Source organism: Pseudomonas oryzihabitans (assembly GCF_007665395.1).
Lineage (GTDB): Bacteria > Pseudomonadota > Gammaproteobacteria > Pseudomonadales > Pseudomonadaceae > Chryseomonas > Chryseomonas psychrotolerans_C.
In genome coordinates, this window is sequence record NZ_VDND01000023.1 from 2,068 (window position 1) to 5,073 (window position 3,006).

Genomic DNA, 3,006 nt, shown 5'->3' on the forward strand with positions numbered 1-3,006 from the left:
ACTTCTGGTCTTTGATCAGAACTGTTCTTTAAAAAATTGGGAAAGTGATAGAAGTAGACTGCATTGATTGTTTTCACTGGCAATCAGTGTCGTCAAGGTAAAATCTTGCGAACTCAAGCGCAAGTTTTCGGCGAAATGTCGTCTTCACTCATTTAACGCCTGCAGATCGGTAGCGTCCTTGGACGTCAGCGAGATTGCTTGGGGTTATATGGTCAAGTGAAGAAGCGCATACGGTGGATGCCTTGGCAGTCAGAGGCGATGAAAGACGTGATAGCCTGCGATAAGCTTCGGTGAGGTGGCAAATGACCTGTGACCCGGAGATCTCTGAATGGGGGAACCCACCTAGGATAACCTAGGTATCTTAACCTGAATCCATAGGGTTAAGAGGCGAACCAGGGGAACTGAAACATCTAAGTACCCTGAGGAATAGAAATCAACCGAGATTCCCTTAGTAGTGGCGAGCGAACGGGGACCAGCCCTTAAGTTGATTTGAGAGTAGCGGAACGCTCTGGAAAGTGCGGCCATAGTGGGTGATAGCCCTGTACGCGAAACGCTCTTATCAATGAAATCGAGTAGGACGGGGCACGAGAAACCCTGTCTGAATATGGGGGGACCATCCTCCAAGGCTAAATACTCCTGACTGACCGATAGTGAACCAGTACCGTGAGGGAAAGGCGAAAAGAACCCCGGAGAGGGGAGTGAAATAGAACCTGAAACCGTATGCGTACAAGCAGTGGGAGCCTACTTTGTTAGGTGACTGCGTACCTTTTGTATAATGGGTCAGCGACTTATTTTCAGTGGCGAGCTTAACCGAATAGGGGAGGCGTAGCGAAAGCGAGTCTTAATAGGGCGTCTAGTCGCTGGGAATAGACCCGAAACCGGGCGATCTATCCATGAGCAGGTTGAAGGTTAGGTAACACTGACTGGAGGACCGAACCCACTTCCGTTGAAAAGGCAGGGGATGACTTGTGGATCGGAGTGAAAGGCTAATCAAGCTCGGAGATAGCTGGTTCTCCTCGAAAGCTATTTAGGTAGCGCCTCATGTATCACTCTGGGGGGTAGAGCACTGTTTCGGCTAGGGGGTCATCCCGACTTACCAAACCGATGCAAACTCCGAATACCCAGAAGTGCCGAGCATGGGAGACACACGGCGGGTGCTAACGTCCGTCGTGAAAAGGGAAACAACCCAGACCGTCAGCTAAGGTCCCAAAGTCCTGGTTAAGTGGTAAACGATGTGGGAAGGCTTAGACAGCTAGGAGGTTGGCTTAGAAGCAGCCACCCTTTAAAGAAAGCGTAATAGCTCACTAGTCGAGTCGGCCTGCGCGGAAGATGTAACGGGGCTCAAACCAGGCACCGAAGCTACGGGTATCACCTTTGGTGATGCGGTAGAGGAGCGTTCTGTAAGCCTGTGAAGGTGAGTTGAGAAGCTTGCTGGAGGTATCAGAAGTGCGAATGCTGACATGAGTAACGACAATGCGAGTGAAAAACTCGCACGCCGAAAGACCAAGGGTTCCTGCGCAACGTTAATCGACGCAGGGTGAGTCGGTCCCTAAGGCGAGGCTGAAAGGCGTAGTCGATGGGAAACGGGTTAATATTCCCGTACTTCTAGTTACTGCGATGGGGGGACGGAGAAGGCTAGGCCAGCTTGGCGATGGTTGTCCAAGTTTAAGGTGGTAGGCTGATCGTTTAGGTAAATCCGGACGGTCAAGGCCGAGAGCTGATGACGATCCTTCTTTTAGAAGGAGAAGTGGTTGATGCCATGCTTCCAGGAAAAGCCTCTAAGCTTCAGGTAACTAGGAACCGTACCCCAAACCGACACAGGTGGTCGGGTAGAGAATACCAAGGCGCTTGAGAGAACTCGGGTGAAGGAACTAGGCAAAATGGCACCGTAACTTCGGGAGAAGGTGCGCCGGTGAGGGTGAAGGGTTTACCCCGTAAGCTCATGCCGGTCGAAGATACCAGGCCGCTGCGACTGTTTATTAAAAACACAGCACTCTGCAAACACGAAAGTGGACGTATAGGGTGTGACGCCTGCCCGGTGCCGGAAGGTTAATTGATGGGGTTAGCGCAAGCGAAGCTCTTGATCGAAGCCCCGGTAAACGGCGGCCGTAACTATAACGGTCCTAAGGTAGCGAAATTCCTTGTCGGGTAAGTTCCGACCTGCACGAATGGCGTAACGATGGCGGCGCTGTCTCCACCCGAGACTCAGTGAAATTGAAATCGCTGTGAAGATGCAGTGTATCCGCGGCTAGACGGAAAGACCCCGTGAACCTTTACTGTAGCTTTGCACTGGACTTTGAGCTTGCTTGTGTAGGATAGGTGGGAGGCTTTGAAGTGGGGACGCCAGTTCCCATGGAGCCATCCTTGAAATACCACCCTGGCAACCTTGAGGTTCTAACTCTGGTCCGTCATCCGGATCGAGGACAGTGTATGGTGGGCAGTTTGACTGGGGCGGTCTCCTCCTAAAGAGTAACGGAGGAGTACGAAGGTGCGCTCAGACCGGTCGGAAATCGGTCGTAGAGTATAAAGGCAAAAGCGCGCTTGACTGCGAGACAGACACGTCGAGCAGGTACGAAAGTAGGTCTTAGTGATCCGGTGGTTCTGTATGGAAGGGCCATCGCTCAACGGATAAAAGGTACTCCGGGGATAACAGGCTGATACCGCCCAAGAGTTCATATCGACGGCGGTGTTTGGCACCTCGATGTCGGCTCATCACATCCTGGGGCTGAAGCCGGTCCCAAGGGTATGGCTGTTCGCCATTTAAAGTGGTACGCGAGCTGGGTTTAGAACGTCGTGAGACAGTTCGGTCCCTATCTGCCGTGGACGTTTGAGATTTGAGAGGGGCTGCTCCTAGTACGAGAGGACCGGAGTGGACGAACCTCTGGTGTTCCGGTTGTCACGCCAGTGGCATCGCCGGGTAGCTATGTTCGGAAGAGATAACCGCTGAAAGCATCTAAGCGGGAAACTTGCCTCAAGATGAGATCTCACTGGAGCCTTGAGCTTCCT

Annotated in this window: 1 rRNA gene; it reads left to right on the plus strand. The window is 52.3% G+C overall.

What is annotated here, in order from left to right:
* The first annotated feature begins 210 nt into the window (after window positions 1–210).
* A 23S ribosomal RNA gene (locus tag FSV73_RS25395) occupies window positions 211–3,003 on the plus strand.
* The last annotated feature ends 3 nt before the right edge of the window (window positions 3,004–3,006 follow it).